Source organism: Flavobacterium panici (assembly GCF_024499525.1).
Lineage (GTDB): Bacteria > Bacteroidota > Bacteroidia > Flavobacteriales > Flavobacteriaceae > Flavobacterium > Flavobacterium panici.
In genome coordinates this window covers 133694-153516 of sequence record NZ_CP100437.1, presented here as the reverse complement: position 1 = coordinate 153516, position 19823 = coordinate 133694, and the positions used below count along the sequence as shown (strand labels likewise).

Genomic DNA, 19823 nt, shown 5'->3' with positions numbered 1-19823 from the left:
TTAGAGTCTTAGAATCTCAGAATCTTAGAATCTTAAAAAGAAGAACCTAAACAAGATCTATGGGAATTTTTAAAATCGAAGGAGGAACTCCTTTAAAAGGAGAAATCACTCCGCAAGGAGCAAAAAATGAGGCATTACAAATTTTATGTGCCGTGCTTCTAACAGGAGAGAAAGTAAGAATTAATAACATTCCTGATATTATAGACATCAATAAATTAATCACTTTGCTGGGTAATTTAGGTGTTAAAATCCAACGCAATGAACCGGGTTCGATTACGTTTCAGGCCGATGAGGTTAATGTTGGATATTTAGAAACAGAAGCTTTCAAAAAAGAAGGTGGAGCGCTTCGTGGTTCTATTATGATTGTTGGACCGCTTTTGGCTCGTTTCGGAAAAGGATATATTCCAAAACCGGGAGGAGATAAAATTGGCCGTCGTAGATTAGATACTCACTTTGAAGGTTTTATTAACCTTGGAGCAAAATTCAGATACAACAGAGAAGATCACTTTTACGGAGTTGAATCTCCAGCAGAAGGACTGCAAGGAACAGATATGCTTCTTGATGAAGCTTCTGTAACCGGAACAGCAAACATTGTAATGGCTGCGGTTTTAGCAAAAGGTAAAACTACAGTTTATAACGCGGCTTGCGAACCATACTTACAGCAATTATGCAAAATGTTGAACTCTATGGGAGCTAAAATCACTGGAGTTGGTTCTAACTTATTAACTATCGAAGGTGTTGAAAGCCTTGGTGGATGTGAGCACAGAATCCTTCCTGATATGATCGAAATTGGTTCTTGGATTGGTCTTGCGGCTATGACAAAAAGCGAAATCACGATTAAAAATGTAAGCTGGGAAAATTTAGGTTTGATCCCAAATACATTTAGAAAATTAGGAATTACTATTGAAAAACGTAACGACGATATTTACATTCCGGCTCACAAAGACGGATATGAAGTAAAAACAGACATCGACGGATCTATCTTAACTATTGCCGATGCGCCTTGGCCAGGATTTACACCTGACTTGTTGAGTATCGTTTTGGTTGTGGCAACACAGGCAAAAGGCGATGTTTTAATTCACCAAAAAATGTTCGAAAGCCGTTTGTTTTTCGTGGATAAATTAATTGACATGGGAGCAAAAATCATGTTATGTGACCCGCATAGAGCTGTGGTTATGGGACATAATTTTGAATCTCAATTAAAAGCAACTACAATGTCTTCTCCTGATATTCGTGCAGGAATTTCATTATTGATTGCGGCGCTTTCTGCAAAAGGAACAAGTACAATTCAAAATATCGAACAAATTGACCGTGGATACGAGCGTATCGACGAGCGTTTAAGAGCTATTGGAGCAAAAATTGTAAGAGCATAAAAATTATTTGCCACGAATTTGATTCTTCAAAGAATATCAAAAATAATTCGTGGCGAAAAAATAATTTTCTATAATGACAGATGAAAAAAAAGCTATAAAAGCTACTATTTTTAGTATAGTCGGAAACACCTGCTTGGCCTTGATAAAAGGTTTGGCAGGTTTTTTTGGCAATTCATACGCCTTGATTGCAGATGCAATTGAGTCAACAGCAGACATATTTTCGTCCTGTTTGGTCTTATTCGGAATCAAATATTCTAATAAACCGGCAGATGAAAATCATCCTTACGGTCACGGCCGTGCAGAACCTTTAATTACCTTTTTGGTTGTTGGGTTTTTAATTACTTCGGCTACCATTATTGGGTACGAAAGTATTGCCAATATTCAATCGTCGCATGATTTACCAAAATCCTGGACATTATATGTTTTAGGGGCTATAATTCTTTGGAAAGAGTATTCGTATCGTTTAGTCATGAAACGAAGCAGGGAAACCAATAGTTCGTCTCTTGCCGCCGACGCCTGGCACCATCGTAGTGATGCTATAACTTCAGTTGCAGCATTTATCGGAATTTCGATTGCACTGATTATGGGAAAAGGTTATGAATCTGCAGATGACTGGGCAGCTCTTTTTGCTGCTTTTTTTATTCTATATAACTGTTATAAAATTTTCAGACCTGCACTTGGCGAAATCATGGATGAAAACATGAACGATGATTTAGTAGAAGAAATTCGTGTAAAATCGCTGACAGTACCCGGAATCCTCGGAACAGAAAAATGTTTCATCAGAAAAGCCGGAATGCGTTATCACGTCGATCTTCACGCCATTGTATCAGCTGAAATTTCGGTAAAAAAAGGACATGATTTATCTCATAAATTGCAAGATACTTTAAAAGAAAAAATTCCGCAGCTGGGAAATGTTCTGATTCATATTGAACCAGATGATTATCATTGAGATTTTAAGTGACTAAGGTTCTGAGATGCTAAGATTCTAAGTTTTCTTTAGGGATCTAATCTTATTTTTGTCAGGCTGAGCGAAGTCGAAGCCCGCGCAAAAATCTTCAAAACTTTGAAAAAATCCGTTTATTCTTCAAGAGAGTAAACGGATTTTTTTATGGGCGTTACCTTCGGCCGGGCTGTCCGCTGTATCTTTTTATTTTTAAAGAAAAAATAAAAAGAATGCCGCTTCCATCCCTAACGCAAACTCAGGTAATTAGAATTTTTATGGTTTAACTCAAATTATAGACACAGCTTGTCAGTTCGAGCGAAGTCGAGAACTTCGCAAAGTATTCACGCTGCACAAAACCTTTGTTCCTTTGGACCTTTGCAACTCTGCACCTTAATTCAAAATATTCAAAATCTTCAGCCCAAACACAACACCATTTTGCTGAATTCCGCCTTGGTAAGAATGTACATAATCAACCCTGAATAATTTAAATTTCCCGAAACCTAGATTATCTAAACCAACTGTAAATTCAGTATACGGTTTACGATCCGGAATTGCCAGCGAATGAAAACCAAGATTCATTGTTGATTTTAAAAGATTCAAAAGCGGAATTTTATTCGTTACAAATCCCATATCATTGTGTTCTAAATGCATTTCAAAATAACTGTCGTTTGTACTATTGTCATAATATGGCATTAAGTTGAAAACATTCAAATAACGATCGCTGGTGCCAATGTGGGTTTGGTTTCCGTTAAAATGTCTGTAATCAATAAAAGAAATATTTTCGGCATTAAAGAATTTACCTGCTCTGAAATTCATTCCTAAAAGGCCTTTGTTGTTTAATTTTAAATCATATTGAACAGAAGCGCCAATTCTTTCAAACTCGTATTTTTTTTCGCTTGCGGCAAGTGCCTTTTCAAAAGCTAAAAATACAGTTGGATATTTTTCATCTTTAAAATTATATCTTCCGTCAGGTCTTGAAATATATTTGTTTCCAAAATTAATTCTGGCCGTCAAATTAGCCTTCATTAAATGATGCTGATCAAAAGCAGGTGTGTTGAAGTCATTCGGCGCAAGCGGATTATTTGACGAATAAATATCATCCCTTTTAAAGAACGAATAATCGGTTGTATTAAAAAGAGGTTTTCTTTGTTCGTAAGCTACCCTTGCGTTTAAATTTAATCCGTTTGCAATATCTTGTGCATAGTTAATTTGAGCAAATTCCAAATTGTACAACTTCATGTAATTGTCTTTAAAAAACAACGAACTTACAGAATTGATCAATTTGCTAATAGGCTCAGCGCTATTAAATTGTTCTGTTTTTGTTCCTCCCGAAGCTGAAATTGTCGCGTAATTAATCGTATTAAATCGGTGGCTGAATTCGCCAATAACACGCAGACGTTCATCAGAAAAACCATAATTGAAATCTGTACTTATGGAAGTGCTTTTTCCTTTTTCTTCATTCCATTTTTTAAATGAAAATCCAGTTCCCAGATTAAATCCCTGAACTGTATTAAAACTTAAAGAAGTTGGACTTAGTAAACCGTCAAATTTAAAAGAGTATTTCTTAAACGTGTTTTTATAATCGTAACCACCAAGAATATCTAAAATTTTAAATTTATTCTCTTTTGCATCAATAGAATCAGTATATTTTTTAGATTTTCTGATAACTTGTAAACTGTCTTTTTTGGTGTAATCTGTACTTTCTTCGAGTGTTAACGGAATCGGACGAATTTCATTCCAAAATGAATCATCTTTTTTATTGGCATTCAAATCAAAAGCTACGATTTCGTTTCCAAAAGTTTTCTTGGCAAACGATTCCGGAAATTCATAATTAGAATAAACATAATTAAACTGACCTGAAAATTTTATTCCAAGGCCACCCGCATTAAACGAAAGCGTCTGTGCATTTTTTGACCAGATTTTGTTTTTTACATTGTAACTAAAGCTTTGTTTTAAATTCATTACTTCAGTAAATTCATTTTTCATTCGGTAGCCTTTAATGTCGAAATCAACGGCATAAATGGCAAAACTATCATCGACAATGTAAATATAACCTTCAAAAACAGGTTCTTTATCTCGTTTTGGAATTACTTTAATTTTGTAAATCTGCTGTTTATTATCATCATAAAAAGTTCCTTCCAGTTTGTATTTATAATAGCTGAAAGCGTTATTAGCAATAGGAGAGATGAGGTTTACATCAAATTCTAACGTATTGTCGTAGAAATCATAAGTTGATAAAGCGGCAGTATTATAGCTGAAACCTTTATTGTTTCCGGAAATTTTAGAGGCAATTATAGTTTCCTTTAATTTATCTGGTTTTTGATAAGAAACTTTTGAAATAGTTTCGGATAAATATAAAATTCCAGTTCCGGTTGAATCTAAATTAGAAGATAAATCCGGACCAAGATCTACTTTTTGACCTAATATTTTTTTAGGTAAATCTTTTACTTTTAAAATTCCTTTCGAATAAAAATCGGCAGTAAATCGAGCTGTTTTTTCAGAGTTTTCTTTTCTGTTTGCAATCGCATTTTTAATGATGGCGTTTGCCGGATTGTTTTTAGGATCAATAACTACTTCGTTTAATGCAAAACTTTCTTCCTGCATTTTAATATCTAAAGTTACTGTTTTTGAATCTCCCGAAACCGTTATTTTTTGAGTTTTAAATCCCAAATATTGAAAAACGATTCTGTTTTTACCAATTTCTTTTACCTGCAATTGATATTGTCCTTGTTCGTTTGAAGTAGTTCCGCGATAGGTATTCTCTTCAAAAATAGAAACAAACGGCAGCGGATTCCCTTTTTCATCGGTTATAGTTCCTTTGATCTGGGCAAAATTGGAAATCGAAAAAAATAAAAAGGCGAATAAAATATAGTTTTTCATGAAAGTAGTTTCTCTCACAAAAATAAAATAAGTTGAAAATGAGCTTATTAATAATTTGTTAAATTGTAATAGGGAAAATCAAAGTCGTTTGTCAGGTTGAGCGAAGTCGAAGCCCCTCGCACGCTATAAGCGCTTCGACTTCGCTCAAGATGATAATATCTTATAAAAAGGACTGAATCGCCAATTCGTAACTTTTTAATCCAAACCCTAAAATAACACCTTTTGCATTTCCAGATAAATACGATTGATGTCTGAAACTTTCGCGGGCATAAGTATTAGAAATATGCACTTCGATAACAGGAGTTGTAACTGCTTTCATAGCATCGCCTAAACCTATAGATGTATGAGTGTACGCTCCGGCGTTTAGAATAATTCCATCAAATGAAAAACCAACATCCTGAATTTTTCCAATCAATTCTCCTTCAATATTACTTTGGTAATACGAAAGTTCAATGTTTGGAAATTTTTGTTTCAACGTTTCAAAATAATCTTCAAAAGTCTGACTTCCGTAAACTTCGGGTTCACGTTTTCCTAAAAGATTCAAATTTGGTCCGTTGATAATGCAGATTTTCATATTTAAAATTATTTATTGAAATATTGATATTGCTATTGCAATTGAATTGTGTAAAAATAAAAAAACCGATCTAATTAATAGACCGGTTTTTGTAAAAGTATGTGATATTCTTTTTAGAACATATATCCAGCTGAAAGTTGGAATACAGAGTTTTTAAAGTCAGCTTCTTTTGAAACTTCTGTTAAACCTATTCCGTAACGAGCTTGAACAAAAAGACCTCCAACTACTTTTAATCCTAGACCTGCATTAAGAGAAAAGTCAAATGTGTTTGGATCTGCTGCATCAAATTCTTTTTTATTGCTAACAAGAAATGATGCTTGTGGTCCAAGCTCAAGGCTAAGAGATTTAGTCATATAGATTTTTGCCATTACTGGAATAGCGATATAGCCCATTTCGTTTTTAAATTCTGAAAAAGCATTTTTATAAGTTGCTCCTTGTGTAGTATACAATAGCTCTGGCTGAATTGAGAATTTTTCTAATAATTTAAGTTCTGCCACAAGACCTGCATGGTAACTTGTAATTCCTTCTTTATCAACAGAAATTCCTTCAAAGTCTGAACCTCCAGTTTGGTTAGCAAAGTTAACCCCGGCTTTAACCCCGATTTGTACAAATTGCGCTTGGATTGTAGCTGTTGTTGCAACGAACAATACAGCTGCTAAAAGTATTTTCTTCATAAAAAATGTTTTTAGTTTGGTATTTAAATGTTATTCTTTTAATTCAAAACTACATTATTTTGATTTTATTGTTTTATATACTGCATGATAAATTTATTAAAATTCTCACATTTTTTCAAATTCATATTGTTGAAATGATTGTTTTTTGTACAAATGAACTGAAAATTAATAGGTTATTTGAAAATCCATTTTGTCTTATTTTAATACTTTAATTACTTTTTGGGGTTATTTTTTGGTAAGTATAATCTTAGTTTTGGATTGTAATTAAAAAAATAAAAACATGAAAAAAGTAATTTTAACTGCTATTGCAGTATTAGGATTTGTATTTGCAAATGCGCAAACAACGGGTTTCTCGAAAGGAGATGTATTTGTTTCAGGAGCTTTCAATGTAGGTTCTCAAAAAACTGGGGATTTTAAATCAAGCGATTTTACCCTTGTCCCAAGTGCTGGTTATTTTGTGACTGAAAATATTGCCATTGGAGCAAAATTAGGTTTTAGTACATCGAAAGAAGGTGACAACAAAACTAATGATTTTACAGTAGGAGCTTTCGGTAGATACTATTTTACTCCAGCTTCTCAATTTTCAGTTTATGGTCAGGCTGGATTTGATTACATGAACTCAAAAGAAAAACCTAGTGATTTTAAATCAAACACAATTGGTGGGAACATTGGTTTAGGTATGAGCTATTTCTTGTCTAATCATTTTGCTATCGAAGCTACTTGGATTGGTTTAGGTTATTATGTTGACAACAACGGTGGTCATGGAGCAGAGAAAACTAATACTTTTGGTCTTGGAACAGATTTAAGAGATGTAAGTTTTGGAGTTGTTTACAAATTCTAAAAGAAAATATTTTTAGTTAGTTTTTTAAAAAGCTTCCTCATTTTTGAGGAAGCTTTTTTCTTTTCATTTAAAAGCAATTTCACCTTGTCTTAACAATTTGTATGCTTATTACTATTTTTTTTGTTAAAATCCAAGCAGTTATTTGTGAAGAATATTTTTATATTTGATCATTAATAACCCAAAACAACTTTTATGAAAAGAATTATTTTAGCTGCTATTGCAGTAATGGCATTTGGATTTACTAATGCACAACAAACTAGATTTGGAGTAAAAGGAGGTCTAAATATCTCTACAATTGGCAATGCAGATCGTGCTGATGCATTAATTGGTTTTCAATTAGGAGGTTTCGCTGAAATAAATATTTGGAAAAAATTATTCATTCAGCCAGAGCTTTTATATTCTACTCAAGGTGCGAAAATCGACTATGGTATCGGAAACGATTTTACAGTTAACTTAGATTATTTAAACGTTCCGGTACTTGCTAAGTATTATATTACAGATGCTTTTACTGTTGAAGCAGGTCCGCAAATTGGTTTTTTAGTTTCTAGTAAAAATATTGAAAATGAAAAATCAGTTGATTTAGGTTTTAATTTAGGAGCTGGATATAATATTACTAAAGATTTTTCTGTAGGTATTCGTTATACGATTGGGGTGTCTAACATCTATGATGATAATTATGACTATGATGAAGATGATTTTGATGTTTATTTAGATAGAAGACGCACTAATAATGTTTTAGCTTTAACTGCCGCATATAAATTCTAATTTGAATTTTTAAAATACTTAAAAACCTTCCAATCGTGGGAGGTTTTTTTATGTATAAATTGTAAGTTTTTATTTCTCATTATTTAAAGCTTATTGTTTTTTTTATAAGATTTTATTTATATATTAGTGAAATTATTAATGAATAAAAAAAATATTATGAAAAAAATTTTAAAAATGTTTTTGATTAGTGGTTTTACTGTGTTTTCTTTTTCAAGTTGTGACAATCGCGATGAGAATAATGAAGCTTTGTCAAGTGCAGAAGTTAATAAGTTAAAAGTAGATAATCTGTATGACTCAAAATCAAATTTAAAAAGAGAATTTGGTAAAGCTCTTGTCAAATCACTGAACGAAAGTAAAGCTTTACGAGATTTAATTAAAAATGAGTCTTTAAAAATGTTTGACAATGATTATGAGGTTTTGTATCAAATGATTAAAAATGAAACTCTAGAAAATAATCTTACAGTAAGAAATTTAATTCTTAAAAATTTAGAAAATGAAAATTTATTAAATGATATAGAAATAAACAACCCAACGCTTACAATCCTTGTTCCTGAATTGCCAGAAAACTCTTTTTCAGCTAAATTATGGGATACAGATAATCAAGTTCCTAAAGTAGCAGTAAGGCTTACTACAAGTAATGACGTGCCACTTATTAATCAAGATGGTACAGAGGAAGTTCTTGAAGCGAAATATATTCCTGGATTTCCAGTAATAGTTTTAAAGGATAATGAAAGAATAATTTCTAGCAATAATTCTACTAACAAAAATCTTAAGACTAATAGTATTGCCGTTATTAATGGAGTAAATTATAAATTTTTGGATGACTGTTTTGATGGTTCAAAGAAAATTAATAATCAAACTGCAAGAACAGTTCCTACTTCATCTTTAGATTCAAAATTAATTACTGCCTATAACACTTATGTTAATACTGATGGATGGCAGAGAGATTTTGTTTATTATGATATAACTCCTGGGACGCCTAAGGGACCATTTAAATATAATTTTCAAGAATCGATAAAAACATTTTCTTTACAAGGTGATCCTAGGGCGGCTTATAATAAAATTGCTGATCAAACAGGTGATCCTAAACTTGCAGAAGGTGGTCATGCTGTAAATGATGTGTATAAATTTAATACTGGTTGGACGGGAGGAAATTTTGAGTTTAAGGTTAGAATTATTGTTAATGGAAAAAACGGTGTTGGTAGCGAAATAATAAAGTATTTTAATGCGACTGGAAGTGATCTATTTGATCATAGTTTTGTAGCCATTCAAAAAAGATTTCCAGCTATTACCATTTATGAATTAAGAATTAATTCTTTGAAGCAAATGAATTTAAATATTCCAATTTTTAATTGGGATTTAGATCAATATGCTTCGTCAATTAAAATTGATATTGAGGAAATAGATTTAACGGAAACGACTATTTTGACAGAATCTAGAAATGTAGAATTTGCTTCTAATTTTGGTGTTGATGTAAGTGGAGGATATAAGGATTATGTGAAAATTGGACTTAAATATGGAACTAGCCAAAAAGTTAATTCGGTTAGTACAATCCAAAGAACTTTTACACAAGGAAATGATTTGCTAGGTGATGTTATTGTGAATTTTGGAGATAATATTATTATAGGGACTACGGGAAGTACTTACACTACTAGGGAATATAATTCTGGTTTATATTCAATTACAGTTGAACCGGCTAGGGTTCAATAGATTCAATGATAAGCAATATATTAAACCTTCCAGAAATGGAAGGTTTTTTTATGCCCAAAAATGTTTTACTTTGTAAATATGAAATGGAACAATTATATAAAAGACTATCAATCGTATCTGCGAATAGAAAGAGGTTTGTCTAAAAATACAATTGAAAACTACAGCTTTGATATTGAGCGGTTATGTCTTTTTTTAGAAACCAATCAAATTGATGTTTCGCCTATAAAAATTAAAGATGAAACCATTCAGCAGTTTATATATTCGGTTTCAAAAGAAGTAAATCCGCGTTCGCAGGCGAGGATTATTTCGGGTTTGAAAAGTTTTTTTAATTATCTGGTTTTTGAAGATTATAGAAATGACAGCCCGCTTGAATTAATTGAAAGCCCCAAAACCGGACGAAAACTTCCCGATACATTATCCATAAAAGATATTGATGCACTTATCGCAGCTATTGATTTAAGCAGTAATGAAGGAGAACGAAATCGTGCTATTTTGGAAACGTTGTATGGATGTGGACTTCGGGTTTCTGAATTGGTTTCGCTCAAAATATCAGATTTATTTTTTGACGAAGGTTTTATAAAAATTACCGGAAAAGGAAATAAAGAACGTTTTGTGCCCATTGGAAAATTAACTAAAAAATATATTGAAATCTATCAGGACGAGATTAGGGTACATCTCAATATTAAAAAAGGCTGTGAAGATACTTTGTTTCTAAACCGCAGAGGAAACCAGTTAACGCGCGCCATGATTTTTACGATTATAAAAGATTTGGCTGTAAAAATTGGTTTAAATAAAAATATAAGCCCGCATACTTTACGCCATTCCTTTGCAACGCATTTACTCGAAAATGGCGCCGATTTAAGATCTATTCAATTAATGCTGGGACATGAGTCTATTACAACAACAGAAATTTATGTACATCTGGACAGAAGTTTCCTGACAGAAGTAATGCATTCGTATCATCCGCGGAAGTAATTTTTTGGGAAGTGTCTGGTTTTTTTACGCCAAAAGTTATAACTTGGTATCACATTTGTATTCAAAGGGAAGTAAATTAAAAGGATTTTGAGGATTTTTTTAACTCAGATCCAGTAAGATATTATTTACTTAAATAGCGACATATGATTTTTGATTTGTACAGTAATGAAGACTGCATGGAAGTAAATAATTTTTACAGAAAATTATTTGCCGAAATGCCAGATTTGCTTTTTCAATTTGTTATAGATACTCATAATCATTATACTTTTCCTCTAGTGAGTAAATCAGTTGATGAAATTTTTGAACTTTCCTTCAAAGAATTTACAGACGATATTAAACACATTATTTACGAACGCGTTTTTGAACAGGACAGGGAAAAATTTTTTCAGTCCCTTGTAAAAGCACGTAAAGAAATTGTGCCTTGGGAATTAGAGTTCAGGTCTGTTTTACCCAAAAAAGGACTGCGCTGGTTTAGGGTTTCTGCGAAAACAGAACTATCTTCCGATGGAAAAGTTAGTTTTTTTGGACATATCTCTGATATTACCGATTTAAAAGACAAAGAAGAAAAACTCCGTATTTCTGAAGAACGTTTCCAGTTTGCACTTGATGCATCAACAGTGGGAATCTGGGATTGGGATATGGTTACGAATAATGTTTTTTATTCTTCACTCTCCTTAAAAATCTTAGAATTAGAATCGGCAGATATTTTTGACGACCCGGAACGCTGGGATAAAATTGTGCATCCTGACGATCTTCCAAAATATTACTCAGACATTAAAGAACATTTTGATAATAAGATTCCGTATTATGAAAATTACCATCGTGTAATGACGTCAAGCGGTAATTATAAATGGATTCTGGATAGAGGTAAAGTCATAAAACGGGATGAAAACGGTAAACCATTACGCGTTATTGGAACGCACACAGACATTTCTCTTCAAAAGGAAAAAGAACTGGAACTTTTAAAAACAATGAAATTGTACAGCGACCAAAATAGTCGGTTGTTAAACTTTTCGCATATTGTTTCGCATAATTTAAATACACAGGCAGGAAACATAAAATCGATTTTAGATTTTATTGATGAAGATGGAGATAAAGCAACTGTTGGTGAAATGCTGGAACATCTTCGTACGGTTTCAAATGATTTAAATGAAACGATTTCTAACTTAACGCAAATTGTAAAAACGCAGAGTAATATTAATATTGCTGTAGAGCCTTTAAAACTTTGTGAATATATTGAGAAAACGGTCGCGACTATAAAAGGGTATGATAAACAGAAAAAAGTTACAATTGTAAATAATGTTCCGCAATACTTGACCATTAATTTTAATCCGGCTTATCTTGAAAGTGTTTTGCTCAATTTTACCACAAATGCTATAAAATATGCACATCCGGATCGTGATCCGCTTATTGTATTTGATTTTGGAATTGAGCCAGAAGGATATAAATCTTTAAAAATTACAGATAACGGTTTAGGAATCGATTTAAAAGTCTACGGTGAATTATTATTCGGAATGTATAAAACGTTTCATAAACATGAAGAAGCACGCGGAATTGGCTTGTATATTACCAGAAACCAAATAGAAGCGATGAAAGGAACCGTTTCTGTAGAAAGTGAAGTTGGAGTAGGGACGAGCTTTAAAATCGTTTTTAATGATCTCTAAATAATTAATAAAGGCTGTCAAAGACAGCCTTTTTAATTTTATATAATAGAAAGAGAATTATTTAGCAATGTTCACTGCTCTTGTTTCTCTAATTACAGTAACTTTTACCTGACCCGGATAAGTCATTTCTGTTTGAATTTTTTGTGAAATTTCAAATGATAAATTTGCAGCATTATCATCAGAAACTTTTTCGCTTTCTACAATAACACGTAATTCTCTACCAGCCTGAATTGCATAAGCATTTTTGACACCGCTAAATCCGTAAGCAACATCTTCAAGATCTTTCAAACGTTGAATGTATGAATCTAAAACCTGACGTCTTGCACCTGGTCTTGCACCTGAAATAGCATCACAAACCTGAACGATTGGTGATAATAATGATTTCATTTCGATCTCGTCGTGGTGCGCTCCAATAGCATTACAAACTTCTTCTTTCTCACCGTATTTCTCGGCCCACTGCATACCTAATAATGCGTGTGGTAAATCACTTTCTGTATCTGGAACTTTACCAATATCGTGAAGTAAACCAGCTCTTTTTGCCAGTTTTACATTCAAGCCTAATTCAGCCGCCATGATACCGCAAAGTTTAGAAACTTCTCTAGAGTGTTGTAATAAGTTTTGTCCGTAAGAAGAACGGTATTTCATTCTACCAACAACTTTAATCAATTCAGGGTGTAAACCGTGAATCCCTAAGTCGATTACAGTACGTTTTCCAACTTCGATAATTTCATCATCGATTTGTTTAGCCGTTTTTGCAACAACCTCTTCAATTCTTGCAGGGTGAATACGTCCGTCAGTCACTAATTTGTGTAAAGACAAACGGGCAATTTCTCTACGAACCGGGTCAAAACAAGAAAGGATAATAGCTTCCGGTGTATCATCAACAATGATTTCAACTCCCGTTGCAGCTTCAAGAGCTCTAATGTTACGACCTTCACGGCCAATAATTCTACCTTTTACATCGTCAGATTCAATATTGAATACAGAAACGCAGTTTTCAACTGCTTCTTCCGTTCCAACTCTTTGAATGGTGTTGATAATGATTTTTTTAGCTTCTTGCTGAGCTGTAAGTTTAGCCTCTTCAATAGTTTCCTGAATATGAGACATAGCTTTGCTTTTAGCTTCGGCTTTTAAACCTTCAACCAATTGCTCTTTTGCTTCTTCTGCAGAAAGCCCAGAAATTACTTCAAGCTGTTGCAATTGACTTTTGTGTAGTTTGTCAACTTCCGCTTGTTTTTTGTCTAAAACTTCAATTTTGTTATTGTATTCTTCTGTTTTAGCTTCAAAATCGTCGTTTACTTTTTTAGCTTTAGAAAGCTCGTTAGAAATCTGAGATTCTTTATCACGTACACGTTTTTCTACTTCGGCTACTTTTTTATCGCGTGCCAGAATAACTTGTTCGTGTTCCGATTTTAATTCGATAAAACGTTCTTTTGCCTGAAGTATTTTATCTTTTTTTATGTTTTCAGCTTCTAAATTAGCATCTTTTAAAATGGAAGCTGCTTCTTTTTTAGCATTTTTGATTAGGTTTGAAATATTGCTTTTCTCGATGATTTTAGCTATTGCAAAACCTGCCGCAATACCTACAATACCTGAAATAATGATCGTTATGATGTCCATGTTTGTTAGGGTTTATATATAAAAAAAGCCTACATTAATTGCTTGTATAAACTCGTAAAGACAAGTTTTGAGCTAACTCACTGTTCAAGTTTCCCGGTCAAAGCTGGGCATACTATAGTAGCGACGATTTGCTCATTCTAAATTGTTAGTGTTGAGTTTACCAATTGTGAACTAATGTAGGCAGTATCTTAGTTTATGTAAAGAACGTTTAATTTTCGAGATATTGATCTAAAAGCGAATTTAATCTTTTAATTCTTTCAATGGTTTCTTCGCCATCGATTGCGTTATCAATTTGTTTTTGTTCCACCTGCGATGCAAATTGCAGTGCACACATGGCTAATACATCTTGTTTATCGCGAACTGCGTAACTTTCTTCGAATTGCTTGATCATAGCATCAATTTTTTTTGAGGCGCTTCTAAGGCCTTCTTCCTGAGCGGGTTCAACCGTTAATGGGTAAACGCGGTCGGCAATTGATATTTTAATTCTAAGCTTTCCGTCCATGTTTCTAATCTGATAATTGCGCTATACAGTAATCAATTTCGCGAATTAATGAATTTATTTTAAGCTTTGTCTCTCTCTTGTTGTTGTCGCTGCCAAGCAACGAATTGGCTATCTTAAGTGTTTCATATTGCTTTTTCAAAGCTTCCATTTCTTCAGATTGTTTCTGGATAATTTGCACCGCTTTGTCTAATTCTAATCGTAATTCCTGATTATTTTTTTCCAGGCCTTTTGATTTTTCAAAAAGCTTCTCGACTTTATATTCAAGAGTATCAATTATTTCGGCAATTACACTCATTATAAATCCTATTCATTACTTAATCATACAAAGTTAGTATTCCTTTTTATTAATGCAATTTTTTCTCGATTTTTTTGCATTAAAAATAGACAAATAAATGAATTTCAATCAATTGTGTTTTTGTGAGATTTTCTTCGGTTTTTACCTGTTAATTTTTTATCTTAGCAAAAATGTTACCCATGAAATTTTCAATATTAGCTCTTTTCTTTTGCCCTTTTCTATTCGCTCAGACACAATATCCTAAAGATTATTTTCGTCCGCCGCTGGATATCCCTATGCAGCTTTCGGGGAATTTTGGAGAGTTAAGACCCAATCATTTTCATGCTGGTTTTGACTTAAAAACGAATCAAAAAGAAGGATTAAATGTGTATGCGATTGCTGACGGTTATGTGTCAAGGATTAAAATTTCGACTTTTGGAAACGGAAAATGTATTTACATTACGCATCCAAATGGATATACTTCTGTATACGGACATTTGCAGACAACCCTTGGGCCAATTCAGGATTATGTAAAAAAAACACATTACAAAGAAAAGGCTTATGAAATTGAAATGTTACTAAAACCAGATGAACTTCCGGTTACAAAAGGACAATTAATCGCGCTTTCGGGAAATACCGGATCTTCAGAAGGGCCGCATCTTCATTTTGAAATTCGTGATACCAAAACTGAGTTTGTCATTAATCCAATATTCTTTGGCTTTGACCAAAATATTAAAGATACCAAGAAGCCGACCTTGTCGAGTTTATACGTTTATCCGTTAGATAATGCAACAGTTAACCAGTCAAAACAGCCGTTACTTGTAAACATTACGCTTCAAAAAGACGGAACTTATTTGGCAGGGAAAGTAAAAACAAACGGAAAAATTGGTTTTGGAATTAATGCCTCAGACACTGATGATGTTTCTTTTAATAAAAATGGGGTTTTTAATGTTTCAACATTTTTAAACGGAAATCAGAATTATAATTATCAGTTCAATACGTATTCATTTGATGAAATGCGTTACATAAATGCTTTTATCGATTATCCGCGATATAAAAAGACGAGCCAGCGCGTGCAGAAACTTTTCATGAAAACGCCGTTTGCATTAAGTATTATCAAAACAGATTCACTGAGAGGAATAATTTCGGCAGTGCCAAATCTGACTTCTAATTATAGAATTGAAGTTTCAGATTATTTCGGAAATCAAAACTCAATAACAGTTCCAATTGAATATGATTTGGAAACACCGCTTGTTCCAGCAGAACCTGTAACATCAAAATATTTTGTTCGTTATAATAAAGACTCCAATTTTGAGAAAGATAATATGTCTGTTTTTTTTCCTGCCGGAACTTTTTACGAAGATTTTAATTTAAATTTTGATGTAAAAAACAACAAGATTTATATTCATGATGATACCGTTCCCGTGCATTCTAATTTTACAATTACTATAAAAGATACCGTTTATCCGGAATCTTTAAAGGATAAACTTTATATAGGAAAAGGTACAAGCTATAACGGAACTCTTAGAAAAGGCGACGTTTTTACGGCCAAAGCAAAAATATTAGGAACGTATGGTTTGGTTCTCGATACGATTGCTCCGGTTATAAAAATCACAAAACCTGTTGAAGGAAAATGGATCAGCGATCAGAAAAAAATTGAGTTTACAATTGGTGATTCTCTGTCTGGAATAAAGTCGTACAATGGCTATTTAAACGGAAGCTGGGTTTTATTTGAATATGAAAATAAAAACAGAAAAATTACACATACTTTTGATGATCAATATTTGACAGAAGGAGAAAACTTTTTAAAAATGGAAGTAGTTGATAATGTAGGAAATTCTACTATCTTTGAAACTCATTTTTTTAGAAGTCAACAAAAATAAAACCCAAATCTTTGAATAAAAACAGGTTAATATTCGCTTTGCTTTTCTTGTGCTTTACTTGTATTTCATTTGCTCAAAATGCTCATGTAAAAGGTATTATTTTAGATAATGAAAATCATCCTGTTTCGAATGTCAATATAACTTCGGGCAAAAACAACACACAATCTGATGCGAATGGTTTTTTTGAAATTGATGTAATTTCGAATAAAAAAGCTTCTATCATTTTTACACACATTTCGTTAAAAATGATCAGTCTTACGGTTACTTTAAAACCAGATGAAGTTTTTGTTTTTAATCCTGTAATGAATAATTCCCAGGAACAAATGGGAGAAGTTTTTGTTTCTTCCCGAAATAAAAAACGAGTTCAGGGAATCACAACTATAGAAACTGCCACAATAAAAAAGATTCCGGGAGCAAATGCCGGTATCGAAAATATTCTAAAAACACTTCCCGGCGTAAATTCAAATAATGAACTAAGTACGCAATATGGAGTTCGTGGGGGTAATTATGACGAAAATTTAGTTTATGTAAACGAAGTCGAAGTGTACCGTCCGTTTTTAATTCGTTCAGGTCAGCAGGAAGGATTGAGTTTTACCAATACAGATTTAGTTCAGAATGTAGATTTCTCAGCCGGAGGATTTCAGGCAAAATTTGGAGATAAATTATCATCTGTTTTAGATATTACCTATAGAAAACCAACTCAGTTTGGGGCTTCACTTGAAGCAAGTTTTTTAGGCGGAAGTGCTTCTGTAGATTTAGTTTCGAAAAATAAAAAATGGTCGGCCGTGACCGGAGTTCGTTATCGCAATAATAGTTTGTTGGTAAACAGTCAGGATACGCAGACCAACTATACGCCAACTTTTGCCGATATTCAAACCAATATAAATTATGATATTTCTGAAAAATGGCAGGTTAGCTTTTTAGGAAATATTTCGCAGAATAAATATTTGTATCAGCCTTTAACCCGTGAAACCAAATTTGGAACCATTGATCAGCCAATGGCTTTGGCGGTTTATTATGAAGGTCAGGAAAAAGATCAGTATGATACTTATTTTGGAGCTTTTAAAACAACGTATAAAGTTTCGCCTTCGCTGACTTTAAAGTTTATAGGTTCGTTATTTCATACTACAGAAAAAGAACATTTTGATATTTTAGCCCAATATCGTTTAGGAAATGTTAATGCAGAAAATCCAACAGATGCATCATCAATTGATTTTACACGCGGAATTGGTTCGCAGTTGAATCATGCCCGAAATGATTTAGATGCGTTAATTGCCAATATGGAAATTAAAGGTTCTAAAGAATGGCAGGAAAGTCAGCTTGAATTTGGATTGAAATATACACGAGAATCTATTCGAGACAGAGTTGTAGAGTGGGAGATGATCGATTCGGCAGGATTTTCTATCAATCCGCCGCTGGTTATTCTGCCAGAAAATAATCAGCCGTATTCGCCTTATACAGGCCCGCTTTTACCTTATCAGGATATTCGAGCAACAAATTTTAATACGATCAATAGATTTTCCGGTTATGCACAATGGAACAAACAATCTGAATTGGGTTCAAGCCAGATTTGGTATCATGTTGGAGCTCGTTTTCAAAGCTGGAATGTTACTGGAGCTATAAAAGAAGGAAAAAATCAATTTGTAGTAAGTCCGCGTGCACAGTTTGCCATAAAACCGGATTGGGATCGTGATATGGTTTTCAGGATTTCTGGTGGATTATACCATCAGCCGCCATTTTACAGGGAGCTTCGTGATTTGGATGGCGTTGTAAATCCAAATGTAAAAGCGCAGGAAGCAGTTCATGTTGTGTTAGGAAATGATTATAATTTTAAAATGTGGAATCGCCCTTTTAAATGGGTGACAGAGCTTTATTATAAATCCCTTTCGGATGTAAATGTATATTCAATAGATAACGTCCGCATTCGATATGTGGCCAATAACAATGCGAAAGCATACGCGCAAGGTCTTGATTTTAGATTGAACGGAGAATTTGTGCCGGGAACAGAATCGTGGGTAAGTTTTGGATATTTAAAAACAGAAGAAAACTACGAAAACAAAGGTTATATCGCTCGTCCGACAGATCAGCGTTTAAAATTTGCGATGTTGTTTCAGGATTATATGCCGAATATTCCAAGTGTAAAAGTTTATCTTAATGTAGTTTATAATACTGGTTTGCCAGGCGGCGCGCCAGCATATTCTGATCCTTATTTATATCAAAACAGATTAAATGATTATAGAAGGGCTGATATTGGTTTTGCTAAAGTTTTTGTAGACAGCAGTACGCAGGGTTCAAAAACAAGCTGGTTAAAAAACTTCAAAGAATTAGCTGTTGGATTGGAAATTTTCAATCTTTTCAACAATCAAAATGCGATTACAAACACTTGGGTTCGCGATGTGTATTCTAAAAATCAATACGCGATTCCAAATTATATGACTTCAAGAGTTTTTAATATAAAACTGAATGCGAGATTATGATCGCAAAACGTGAAAAGAGAAAGAAGATTTTTTACGTTCCGGGAATGATTTCTTTGGTTTTAATTCCTTTGTTTTGTTTTTATCATTTTTATAAAGTTGATGCCTTTAAGGTTTATGGAGCAATAGATTTATCATTGCCAAATAAAGGAGATTTTGAAAAGTATAAAGTCGAGACTCTAAGGAAATATAAAGTTTATAAGTTTAGTGGTAATGAATTTGAGGATAAGAAGAAGCTTAATGAAATGAGGTTTTATCTTAGAAAATTAAGAAAAGAGAAAGATACTATAAACGGAATTAAATTGCAGTATAATTCAAAAACAAATTACGATACTTTTATTAGGACTCTTGATATTTTGACAATAGAAAAAGCTCCGGCCTGGGGAATATTTGATGATGATATATATGTAATTGCCAATAGTAATACACCAAAAAAGACCAAAAAGGATACTATTGAATATCATACAATGAATTGTGGTACAGGAGAATTAATGAGGCAGCAGGCGTATTGGGAGCAGAAAAACAGAAAAGAAGACGAAGCACGTGCTTTTCAGGTTTCCTTTTTTGCGCAAAAATGGCAGTTAATCTTCTGCGGCTATTCAGGACTTATTCTTCTTAACATCTTTACGCTAGTAAAATTCAATAAAAACAAAAATTACAATCAAAAATAG

Annotated in this window: 16 protein-coding genes; 10 read left to right on the top strand and 6 right to left on the bottom strand. The window is 33.1% G+C overall.

The features are described 5' to 3' along the window. Nucleotides 1-59 precede the first annotated feature (59 nt). Together murA and NLJ00_RS00705 are read left to right on the top strand one after the other, a co-directional pair. Nucleotides 60-1373, top strand: coding sequence for a UDP-N-acetylglucosamine 1-carboxyvinyltransferase (murA, locus tag NLJ00_RS00710; RefSeq protein WP_256635910.1), 1314 nt, complete (start codon nucleotides 60-62; stop codon nucleotides 1371-1373). A gap of 73 nt (nucleotides 1374-1446) precedes the next feature. Then, complete coding sequence (locus tag NLJ00_RS00705; protein WP_256635909.1) at nucleotides 1447-2322, top strand: cation diffusion facilitator family transporter; 876 nt, start codon at nucleotides 1447-1449, stop codon at nucleotides 2320-2322. A gap of 384 nt (nucleotides 2323-2706) precedes the next feature. Here the strand turns inward: NLJ00_RS00705 and NLJ00_RS00700 are convergent, their stop codons facing one another. The 3 genes from NLJ00_RS00700 to NLJ00_RS00690 form a co-directional block, all read right to left on the bottom strand. Next, nucleotides 2707-5196: a DUF5686 and carboxypeptidase regulatory-like domain-containing protein gene (locus NLJ00_RS00700; RefSeq protein WP_256635908.1), complete on the bottom strand. Its 2490-nt coding sequence runs from the start codon at nucleotides 5194-5196 to the stop codon at nucleotides 2707-2709. A 160-nt stretch (nucleotides 5197-5356) separates the two neighbouring features. Next, on the bottom strand, nucleotides 5357-5770 hold the full coding sequence (aroQ, locus tag NLJ00_RS00695; RefSeq protein WP_180857410.1) for a type II 3-dehydroquinate dehydratase: 414 nt from the start codon (nucleotides 5768-5770) through the stop codon (nucleotides 5357-5359). Nucleotides 5771-5883: 113 nt separating this feature from the next. Next, complete coding sequence (locus NLJ00_RS00690; protein ID WP_256635907.1) at nucleotides 5884-6444, bottom strand: porin family protein; 561 nt, start codon at nucleotides 6442-6444, stop codon at nucleotides 5884-5886. Nucleotides 6445-6724: 280 nt separating this feature from the next. Between NLJ00_RS00690 and NLJ00_RS00685 the strand changes: the two genes are divergently transcribed. The 5 genes from NLJ00_RS00685 to NLJ00_RS00665 all read left to right on the top strand — a co-directional run bounded on the left by NLJ00_RS00685 (nucleotide 6725) and on the right by NLJ00_RS00665 (nucleotide 12399). Continuing rightward, nucleotides 6725-7285: an outer membrane beta-barrel protein gene (locus NLJ00_RS00685; RefSeq protein WP_256635906.1), complete on the top strand. Its 561-nt coding sequence runs from the start codon at nucleotides 6725-6727 to the stop codon at nucleotides 7283-7285. Nucleotides 7286-7477: 192 nt separating this feature from the next. Then, a complete protein-coding gene (locus NLJ00_RS00680) occupies nucleotides 7478-8050 on the top strand; it encodes a porin family protein (protein ID WP_256635905.1) in 573 nt (190 codons plus the stop codon). 156 nt (nucleotides 8051-8206) lie between these two features. Then, complete coding sequence (locus NLJ00_RS00675; protein WP_256635904.1) at nucleotides 8207-9760, top strand: hypothetical protein; 1554 nt, start codon at nucleotides 8207-8209, stop codon at nucleotides 9758-9760. 78 nt (nucleotides 9761-9838) lie between these two features. Then, nucleotides 9839-10735, top strand: coding sequence for a site-specific tyrosine recombinase XerD (xerD, locus tag NLJ00_RS00670; protein ID WP_256637453.1), 897 nt, complete (start codon nucleotides 9839-9841; stop codon nucleotides 10733-10735). Nucleotides 10736-10878: 143 nt separating this feature from the next. Further along, nucleotides 10879-12399, top strand: coding sequence for a PAS domain-containing sensor histidine kinase (locus tag NLJ00_RS00665; protein ID WP_053472794.1), 1521 nt, complete (start codon nucleotides 10879-10881; stop codon nucleotides 12397-12399). A 57-nt stretch (nucleotides 12400-12456) separates the two neighbouring features. Here NLJ00_RS00665 and rny read toward each other — a convergent pair whose 3' ends face one another. From rny to NLJ00_RS00650, 3 genes are all read right to left on the bottom strand, one after another. Next, nucleotides 12457-14019, bottom strand: coding sequence for a ribonuclease Y (gene rny / locus NLJ00_RS00660; RefSeq protein WP_053472793.1), 1563 nt, complete (start codon nucleotides 14017-14019; stop codon nucleotides 12457-12459). A gap of 208 nt (nucleotides 14020-14227) precedes the next feature. Next, entirely contained in the window at nucleotides 14228-14521 is a 294-nt protein-coding gene (locus NLJ00_RS00655) for a cell division protein ZapA (RefSeq protein ID WP_012022231.1), read from the bottom strand. A 4-nt stretch (nucleotides 14522-14525) separates the two neighbouring features. After that, nucleotides 14526-14816: a hypothetical protein gene (locus NLJ00_RS00650; protein ID WP_053472792.1), complete on the bottom strand. Its 291-nt coding sequence runs from the start codon at nucleotides 14814-14816 to the stop codon at nucleotides 14526-14528. Nucleotides 14817-14995: 179 nt separating this feature from the next. On the opposite strand from NLJ00_RS00650, the gene NLJ00_RS00645 reads away from it, so the two are divergent. Genes NLJ00_RS00645 through NLJ00_RS00635 form a run of 3 tightly spaced genes read left to right on the top strand, consistent with a single transcriptional unit; the run spans nucleotide 14996 to nucleotide 19823 of the window. After that, on the top strand, nucleotides 14996-16678 hold the full coding sequence (locus NLJ00_RS00645; RefSeq protein ID WP_256635903.1) for a M23 family metallopeptidase: 1683 nt from the start codon (nucleotides 14996-14998) through the stop codon (nucleotides 16676-16678). Between the two features lie 11 nt (nucleotides 16679-16689). Next, on the top strand, nucleotides 16690-19155 hold the full coding sequence (locus NLJ00_RS00640) for a TonB-dependent receptor (RefSeq protein WP_256635902.1): 2466 nt from the start codon (nucleotides 16690-16692) through the stop codon (nucleotides 19153-19155). Continuing rightward, complete coding sequence (locus NLJ00_RS00635; protein WP_256635901.1) at nucleotides 19152-19823, top strand: hypothetical protein; 672 nt, start codon at nucleotides 19152-19154, stop codon at nucleotides 19821-19823. The genes NLJ00_RS00640 and NLJ00_RS00635 overlap by 4 nt, the downstream gene beginning before the upstream one ends.

What these genes read in the sequence shown, in the direction of transcription:
- NLJ00_RS00700 (WP_256635908.1), bottom strand. Translation starts at nt 5,196, where the DNA reads ATGAAAAACTATATTTTATTCGCCTTTTTATTTTTTTCGATTTCCAAT.
- NLJ00_RS00635 (WP_256635901.1), top strand. Translation starts at nt 19,152, where the DNA reads ATGATCGCAAAACGTGAAAAGAGAAAGAAGATTTTTTACGTTCCGGGA.
- NLJ00_RS00645 (WP_256635903.1), top strand. Translation starts at nt 14,996, where the DNA reads ATGAAATTTTCAATATTAGCTCTTTTCTTTTGCCCTTTTCTATTCGCT.
- xerD (WP_256637453.1), top strand. Translation starts at nt 9,839, where the DNA reads ATGAAATGGAACAATTATATAAAAGACTATCAATCGTATCTGCGAATA.
- NLJ00_RS00705 (WP_256635909.1), top strand. Translation starts at nt 1,447, where the DNA reads ATGACAGATGAAAAAAAAGCTATAAAAGCTACTATTTTTAGTATAGTC.
- rny (WP_053472793.1), bottom strand. Translation starts at nt 14,019, where the DNA reads ATGGACATCATAACGATCATTATTTCAGGTATTGTAGGTATTGCGGCA.
- NLJ00_RS00655 (WP_012022231.1), bottom strand. Translation starts at nt 14,521, where the DNA reads ATGGACGGAAAGCTTAGAATTAAAATATCAATTGCCGACCGCGTTTAC.
- NLJ00_RS00680 (WP_256635905.1), top strand. Translation starts at nt 7,478, where the DNA reads ATGAAAAGAATTATTTTAGCTGCTATTGCAGTAATGGCATTTGGATTT.
- NLJ00_RS00685 (WP_256635906.1), top strand. Translation starts at nt 6,725, where the DNA reads ATGAAAAAAGTAATTTTAACTGCTATTGCAGTATTAGGATTTGTATTT.
- NLJ00_RS00675 (WP_256635904.1), top strand. Translation starts at nt 8,207, where the DNA reads ATGAAAAAAATTTTAAAAATGTTTTTGATTAGTGGTTTTACTGTGTTT.
- murA (WP_256635910.1), top strand. Translation starts at nt 60, where the DNA reads ATGGGAATTTTTAAAATCGAAGGAGGAACTCCTTTAAAAGGAGAAATC.
- NLJ00_RS00690 (WP_256635907.1), bottom strand. Translation starts at nt 6,444, where the DNA reads ATGAAGAAAATACTTTTAGCAGCTGTATTGTTCGTTGCAACAACAGCT.
- NLJ00_RS00665 (WP_053472794.1), top strand. Translation starts at nt 10,879, where the DNA reads ATGATTTTTGATTTGTACAGTAATGAAGACTGCATGGAAGTAAATAAT.
- aroQ (WP_180857410.1), bottom strand. Translation starts at nt 5,770, where the DNA reads ATGAAAATCTGCATTATCAACGGACCAAATTTGAATCTTTTAGGAAAA.
- NLJ00_RS00650 (WP_053472792.1), bottom strand. Translation starts at nt 14,816, where the DNA reads ATGAGTGTAATTGCCGAAATAATTGATACTCTTGAATATAAAGTCGAG.